Raw genomic sequence first — 6378 nt, forward strand, 5'->3', positions numbered from 1 at the left:
ATGTATATCAGCCTGATCTATCAGGGCATTTCGCCTGAGGATTCGGAACGGCTGCTGTTGCGACCGATGGAAAGCAAGCTGAAGAGCTTGAAGGGCCTCAAGGAGATGCGTTCGGCCGCTTTCCAAGGCGGCGGCTACGTGCTGGTCGAATTCCAGCCGCAGACGAATCTGGCCACTGCGCTGCAGGACACGCGCAGCAAGGTGCAGGACGCCAAGGCCGACCTGCCGCAGGCGGCTGAGGAACCGACAGTCAACGAAGTCAACATTTCCGAGTTTCCCGTGCTCGTCGTCACACTCTCGGGCGAATTGCCGGAGCGTGTGCTGACCGCCGCCGCCCGCGAACTGCGCGACCGCATCGAGGAGGTGCCCGGCGTTCTCGAAGGTTCGCTGCAGGGTGCGCGCGACGATCTCGTCGAGGTCGTCATCGATCCGATGAAGCTGTCTTCCTATGGGTTGCAGCTCGATCAGCTGATCGGTGCGGTCGGCAACTCCAACAGTCTGGTCGCCGCAGGCAACATCGAGGGCTCGGAAGGCAAATACGCGGTCAAGGTGCCGTCGCTGATCGAAACGCCGGAGGATGTCGCGGCACTGCCGGTGGTCGCCGGCCCCAATGCCGTGGTGCAGGCCAAGGACATCGCGACGATTCGCTCGACCTTCAAGGATGCCGAGACGGTGACCCGCCTCAACGGCAAGCCGGCCATCGCCATCGAAGTCAAGAAGCGCATCGGCTCCAACCTGATCGACACCATCGCCAAGGTGCGGACGGTGTCCGACGAGTTCGTCAAGTCCATGCCTCAGGGCATGAACGTCACCTACACGCAGGACAAGTCGGTCTTCGTCAACCAACTGCTGGGCGATCTGCAGAACCACGTCATGATCGCCGTCATCCTGGTGTTCATCGTCATTCTCTACGCGCTGTCCGGCCGCGCCTCGCTGCTCATCGGCCTGGCCATCCCGTCATCCTTCCTGATTGGCATCCTGCTCCTGGCGATGATGGGCTACACGATCAACATGATCGTGCTGTTCAGCCTGATCCTTGCCGTCGGCATGCTGGTCGACGACGCCATCATCGTCACCGAGTTCGCCGAACGACGGATGAGCGAAGGCATGCCCAAGGAGGAAGCCTTCGCGCTTGCCGCCAAGCGCATGGCCGGTCCGGTCATCGCCGCGACGATGACGCGCATCGCCGCCTTCTCGCCGCTGCTGTTTTGGCCGGGCATTATCGGCGACTTCATGAAGTACATGCCGATCACGCTGATCGTCACGCTGTCGGCCTCGATGCTCTACGCGCTGGTCTTCGCACCGACGCTGGGTGCGATCTTCGCCAAGGCGCCGCCGCATCACGAGGATGACAATCGAGACGGCTGGTACATGGCAATCGTCAAGCAGGCGGTGCGCTTCCCCATCACCGTGCTGGTGCTGACCGTCGCGCTGCTGTTCGGCGTCGGCTTTGCCTATTCGAAATATGGCGCCGGCGTCGAGTTCTTCCCGAATGTCGAGCCGGATTACGGCCTGCTTTACGTGCATGCGCGCGGCAATCTCTCGCTGGCCGAAATGGATACGGCAACCAAGATCGCGGAAAACAGGCTGCTCGGCTGGCCGGGCGTCAAGTCGGTCTATACCCGCGTCGGCAAGACGCAAGGCGGCGGTCAGGACGTTCCCGAAGACGTTGTCGGCGTCATCCAGTACGAATTCATCGACTGGCGCGAGCGCAAGTCGGCGAACCACATCCTGGATGACCTGCGCGGCGTGATGGCCGGCATTCCCGGCGTCGATGTCGAGGTGCGCGTGCCGGAGGCCGGTCCGCCGACCGGCAAGCCGATCCAGATCAGGCTTTCGGCCGTCGACCCCAAGGGGCTCGACGACAAGGCCCGTGCTGTCGCGGCGCGCATCGGCAAGGTGCCTGGCGTCATCGACATTTCCGATGGTCTGCCGCCGCCCGGCGTCGACTGGGCGCTCGAGGTCGACCGCGCCAAGGCGGCGCAGTACGGCATCAGTCCGACCTCGGTCGGAACCGTGGTGCAGCTGGTGACCAACGGCCTGAAGCTTTCGGAATACCGTCCGGCCGGCGCCGATGACGCCGTCGACATCCGTTTGCGCCTACCCGAGGACCGGCGCACGCTGTCGACGCTCGACGAACTCCGGGTGCAGACCTCGCAAGGCTCGGTGCCGATCTCGAACTTTGTCGTGCGCAAGCCCGAGCCGACGGTCGGCATCCTCAACCGCATCGACGGGGCGCGTACGGTGGTCGTCCAGGCCAACGTCGCCGCCGGCGCCCAGGTCGCGGCCGTACAGCAGGAGGTCACCAAGGCTGTCTCGGAGATGGATCTGGGCAGCGGCATCCGCTGGAAGCTGGCCGGCTCGAACGAGGACAGCGCCGAAGCCAGCGCCTTCCTCAGTAAGGCCTTTGGTGCGGCGATCTTCCTGATCTTCCTGGTGCTGCTGGCGCAGTTCAACAAGTTCACCAGCGTCTGGCTGGTGCTGTCCTGCGTGGTCATGGCGACGATCGGGGTGTTCCTCGGGCTGCTGATAACAGGCGAGACGTTCGGCATCGTCATGTCGGGCATCGGCGTCATCGCGCTGGCCGGCGTGGTGGTGAACAACAACATCGTGCTGATCGACACCTATGACCGGTTGCGCGAAGAGGGCTGGGACAAGGTCGAAGCAGTGCTGCAGACCTGCCGCGAACGCGCTCGCCCGGTGGTACTGACGGCGGTGTCGGCCATTCTCGGCGTGCTGCCGATCGCCTTCGGCCTCGGCCTCGAAATCTTCCATCACGAGACGACGATCAACGCGCCGTCGACGCAATGGTGGATTTCGCTGTCCTCGGCGATCGTCTTCGGCCTGTCCTTCGCCACGGTGCTGACGCTGGTGGTGACGCCGTCGATGCTGATGGTGTTCACCCGTGCCAAGGTCAAGCCGGGCGCACGGCGCGGCTGGTTCAGCCGGCTGTTCCAGCGCGGCAAGGGTGAGATCTCATCGACCGATGCGCCGGGGCAGGATACCGGAGTCGAGCCGGAAATCGCCTTTCCGAAAGCCGCCGAATAGACCCATTGCCGATTTGACCGGCAAAGGCCGCCCGGAACAACCGGGCGGCCTTTTGCATTGTCCCGGGTGCAACGCAAAGCGTTGTTACCGGAGCAATGCGAAAGCGTCGTCTCGTGGCAAACGTCAAAGCGCGGGGTTCCTATGCCGATCACCACCATTCTCATCATCGTCTTGATCCTAGTCCTCATCGGCGCGGTGCCGGCCTGGCCGCATTCGCGCTCCTGGGGGTATGGGCCGTCGGGCATTGTCGGTGTGGTGCTGGTGGTGCTTCTGGTGTTGCTGTTGATGGGGCGGCTCTGAGCCGCCCTTTCAGCCGAAGAAAGACTTTTCAGTCTACAGGGACGGGGCTGGCAGGCCCGTAGCTGCGCCCGCCTTGCCTGTCAGGCAGCTTTCGCAAGACCGTTCACGGTGGCGATGCCGATATCCTCGAGCGCCTCGATGACCGCCTGATCGAGAGGCGTGTGCGGGATCGCACCGATGATGCCTTCCAGCCTTGCCGAAGCCAGTTGGTGCGGCTCGAAGCGCAGGTAGGACATGGAGACGATCTCGCGCCACATCGCCACGAACGGGCTGCCGGCGCGCAGCACCCACCAAGGCATCGAGGTCATCTTGAGCGGACGACCAACAGCCTTCTCGGCAGCGGCCTTGATCTGCAGATCGGTGACCGCGTGGCCCGGGAAGTTCAGCGCTTCATAGAAGCCGAGCTTGTCCAGATTGCGCGCCAGCGCGACGAAGCCAACGGCGAAGTCCGGCAGATAGGCCCATTCATGCACTAGGTCGACCGGGCCGGGCGCGGTATAGACGCCTTTATTGATCTTGGCGGCGACGACCAGATCGAACCATGATCCGCTGCCGGTGCCGCCGAAGAAGTCGCCGGCTCGCAGCAGAATGGTGCGGACCCGGCCCGCTTCGGCCTCGCGGCGAAACAACTCCTCCATGGCGCAGCGGATGCGGCCCTTTTGCGTGGTCGGGTGGGAAGGTGTGTCTTCCGATATCACCGCGGGCATCGGCGATCCGTAATTGTAGACGGTGCCGGGGAAGAGATGCAGCGTGCCGTTCGCATGGCAGGCGGCCATGACGTTCTCGGCCATCGGCAGGCATTTGCCCCAGTCGGTGTAGATCGGATTGAGGCCGTTGAAGATGATGTCGACGCCTTGCGTGGCGTGGATCAGCCCCTCGCGGTCGAGCGCGTCGCCGGCGACGGCGGTGGCCCCCTTGAGTTCGCCCGGCACCTTGCCGCTGCGGGTAATAGTGCGGACGTCGTAGCCGGCGTCGATGAAGGCCTTGGCGACCACGCGGCCGAGCCGGCCATTGGCACCGAGAATTGCGATCTTGGTCATTTCGAGTACTCCTGATTTGGAATTTTCATGGTCGGCTCGGGAGGTCCGATCCACGACAAGCGCGATCGGGATCAGCGACAAGCGCGATCGGGATCAGCGGTTGCCGAAGAGTTCGCGGTTGCTGCCCTGGGCGACCGGCTTCTTGGCGGTCGCACCACCTTCTCGATCGAACTTGTGTTGGTGTTGTCGGTGCTGGTGACAGCCGGCTGGCTGGCGTTGTTCGAACCGAACTTGTCGCTGCCGGCAAAAGCGTTGCTGGCGGAGATGAGGATGGCGGCGGCGATGAGGGCGATCTTGGTCATTTCATGTTCTCCTGGTTGGTGGTTGCAGTCCGTGTTGGTGTCTGCATCTGGAATATCGTCGCTACGAATGCGAATGGAAATTGACTATCGATGGAGTTTTGATATTCATTTTTGAATGGCTGAAATCGACTGGAACCTGATCAAGAGTTTCGTCACCGTGGCGGAAACCGGCAGCCTGTCGGCTGCCGCGCGAAAGCTCTCGGCAAGCCAGCCGACGCTTGGCCGTCACATCGGCGAGCTCGAACAGGCGCTGGGCGTCACGCTGTTCCGGCGTGGGCGGCGCGGCTATGAACTGACGGAGGCCGGCAGCACGCTGTTCGAACGCGGCAAGGCGGTCAGCGAGCAGGCAAGCGCCTTCTCACTGCTGGCGCTGGGTTCGGTCGAGGCCATCGAAGGCACGGTGCGCATCGCCGCCAGCGAGGTGGTGGCGGCCTATGTGCTGCCCGAGATGACGATGCGGCTGGGTGTCGAGGAGCCCGGCATAGAGGTCGAGATCGTTGCTTCAAACCAGGTCGAGAACCTGTTGCGCAGGGATGCCGACATCGCCATCCGCATGGTCAAGCCGGCGCAGAATGAGCTGACAGCGCGCAAGGTCTGCGACATTCCCCTCTGCGCCTGCGCCGCCAGATCCTATCTCGACAGGCGCGACCACCCGCTGAAGCCCGCCGACCTTGTCGATCACGATTTGGTCGGCTTCGACCGCAGCGACGACATCATCAGAGGCTTCACCCAGTATGGCATCCCGGTCACCCGGAGCAGTTTTCGCGTCAGGACCGACAACCAGATCGTTTTGTGGGAGGCGGTGCGAGCGGGAAACGGCATCGGTCTCGGCCAGGAGCCGCTGGTCGACCGTGATCCATCGATGGAGAAATTGCTGCCCGGCTTGCCTTTGCCTGTCCTGCCGGTGTGGCTGGCCATGCATCGCGACGTACGCACCAGCGTGCGCATCCGCCGGGTAGTGGATTTCCTCTATGAGGAGCTGAAGCGCTATTCGGCCGGCGCGGCCGCGAATTCGGCGCGGTGAGCAAGGCCGGCCATCAGCAGCACGACGATCAGCAACCCCGACATAGCGACGAAAATCGGGCCGAAGCTGGAATGCTCGGCAACGAAGCCAATCGCCGACGGCGCCACCAGGATACCGGAATAGCCCATTGTGGTGACGACGCTCATGCCGGTGCCCGACGACATGCCTTCCTGGTTGCCGCCGGCCGAGAAGATGATCGGCACCATGTTGGCGATGCCGAAGCCGCACAGGGCAAAGGCGGCGATCGCAAGCCAGGGCGAGGGTGACAACCCGGCGATCAGCATGCCGGCCGCCGCGACAACCGACGAGCCTCGCAGAGTCGTCACCGCGCCGAAGCGGTTGCGCACGCCGTCGCCGAAGAAGCGCATGATTGCCATGACACCGGAAAAGGCCGCGTAAGCGAGGCCGGCGATGGCAAGGTCGGCGCCGAGTTCCTGCCTGAGATACAGCGCTGCCCAGTCGAGCACCGCGCCCTCCGAGATCATCGTCAGCAGGGCCATCAGGCCGATCAGATAAACCAGCGGATTTGCCGGGAGGATGAATTTGTGATGCTCCGCGGCCTGCGGCCTGTCCTCGCCGACCAGATGGCGAACCGCCACCGCGATAACCGCGAAGGCGAGCGCGGTCACCACCGCCGCGTGGACGAGATGACCGTAAGTCTGGA

At 63.6% G+C, this 6378-nt stretch carries 5 protein-coding genes and 1 pseudogene; 3 read left to right on the plus strand and 3 right to left on the minus strand.

What is annotated here, in order from left to right:
* A partial coding sequence (locus EN935_RS17905; protein ID WP_164771186.1) for an efflux RND transporter permease subunit occupies positions 1-3048 on the plus strand: 3048 nt, incomplete at its 5' end.
* 141 nt (positions 3049-3189) lie between these two features.
* Positions 3190-3348, plus strand: a complete 159-nt coding sequence (locus EN935_RS17910) for a DUF3309 family protein (RefSeq protein ID WP_082525418.1) — start codon at positions 3190-3192, stop codon at positions 3346-3348.
* 80 nt (positions 3349-3428) lie between these two features.
* On the opposite strand, the gene EN935_RS17915 is transcribed toward EN935_RS17910, so the two are convergent.
* Together EN935_RS17915 and EN935_RS17920 are read right to left on the minus strand one after the other, a co-directional pair.
* Positions 3429-4388, minus strand: a complete 960-nt coding sequence (locus EN935_RS17915; protein ID WP_109664888.1) for an SDR family oxidoreductase — start codon at positions 4386-4388, stop codon at positions 3429-3431.
* Between the two features lie 93 nt (positions 4389-4481).
* Positions 4482-4690 (minus strand): annotated as a pseudogene (locus EN935_RS17920) (DUF680 domain-containing protein).
* A 115-nt stretch (positions 4691-4805) separates the two neighbouring features.
* On the opposite strand from EN935_RS17920, the gene EN935_RS17925 reads away from it, so the two are divergent.
* Positions 4806-5714 carry a LysR family transcriptional regulator gene (locus EN935_RS17925; RefSeq protein WP_127262576.1) on the plus strand — a complete coding sequence of 303 codons (909 nt, stop codon included), beginning with the start codon at positions 4806-4808 and terminating at the stop codon, positions 5712-5714.
* On the opposite strand, the gene EN935_RS17930 is transcribed toward EN935_RS17925, so the two are convergent.
* Positions 5678-6378 (minus strand): MFS transporter (locus EN935_RS17930; RefSeq protein ID WP_164771187.1); only part of this gene is annotated, 701 nt, incomplete at its 5' end. The two genes, EN935_RS17925 and EN935_RS17930, sit on opposite strands and share 37 nt — an antisense overlap.

The organism is Mesorhizobium sp. M7D.F.Ca.US.004.03.1.1 (assembly GCF_003998635.1).
Taxonomy (GTDB): domain Bacteria; phylum Pseudomonadota; class Alphaproteobacteria; order Rhizobiales; family Rhizobiaceae; genus Mesorhizobium; species Mesorhizobium loti.